General features: G+C 79.7%; 1 protein-coding gene and 1 pseudogene. One reads left to right on the forward strand and one right to left on the reverse strand.

What is annotated here, in order from left to right:
* A pseudogene (locus F8274_RS30750) lies at window positions 1-507 on the reverse strand (hypothetical protein); the annotation flags it as partial.
* 105 nt (window positions 508-612) lie between these two features.
* Between F8274_RS30750 and F8274_RS30755 the strand changes: the two are divergent.
* Window positions 613-923, forward strand: a 311-nt coding sequence (locus F8274_RS30755) for a hypothetical protein (RefSeq protein WP_192580060.1), incomplete at its 3' end; no start/stop codon positions are given.

Genomic DNA, 923 nt, shown 5'->3' on the forward strand with positions numbered 1-923 from the left:
GGGCGGCTCGGGATTGACCGGGCCGGACCGGTAGACCTTGGCGCTGCCGGACGTGCCGGCGACCGCGGCGGCGACCTCGTCGGCCGAGGCCCGGGTCAGCCCGGGGACCGACGCGCTGGCCCGGGCCTGTCCCTGAGCGGGCACGGAGGGTTTCGCGGGCGGCGGCTGGCCGGGGTCCGACGCCTCCGCTCCGGGGCGTTCGGCGGCGGCGAACGCGGACCAGGTCGACGGCGGCGCAACGGAGGCGCCGGGCTGGCGCCGGTCCAGCGGCGGAACCGACTCCGCGGGACCGCCCGCCCGGTATGTGGTGGCGGTGGCCGGCGCGCCCGCCCGATCCTCGGCCGGCGGCGGTGCCGCAGCGCCGGCGACGCTCACCCGGGCCCGGGCGACGGCCACCGGGGCGTCGTCCTGGCCCGGCCGCTCCTCCATGGCGTCGGCCGGCCGGTCGGCGGCGTCGGGCGCGGATCCGGGATGGACCGTCTCCGCCGGAACGTCCTGCTCGCCCATCTCGCCCCTCCGCGCCCACGCTCGCCCCCGACCGTGGCGCCGGCCGGGCGTGCCTGGATCTCACCGTGCCACATTCCGGCCCGGGAGCACAGCCGGAGTGGACGGTTGGGTCAGTCGGTGGCGCTCGCGCTCGCCGAGGTGCTCCCGGCCGCGCTGCCGGTCGGGTCCGCGGCGCCGCCGGTCGGCACGGCGGCGGTGCTGGTCGGCGGCGCCGAGGTGGGCGATTCGGTCGGGCTCGGCGGCGGCGTCGTGGGCGGCGTCGTGCTCGGCGAGGTCGACGGAGTGGGCGTCGGGCTCGACGTGCTCGGCGTCGGCTTCGGCGTGGCCGTCTTCGTCGGCTTGGGCGTCGTCGGCTTCGGCGTCGCGGTCTTGGTCGGCTTCGGCGTGGCGCTGGGCTTCGGCGGGGTGGCCGGCGG

This window comes from Micromonospora sp. AMSO31t (genome assembly GCF_008868175.1).
Taxonomy (GTDB): Bacteria; Actinomycetota; Actinomycetes; order Mycobacteriales; family Micromonosporaceae; genus Micromonospora.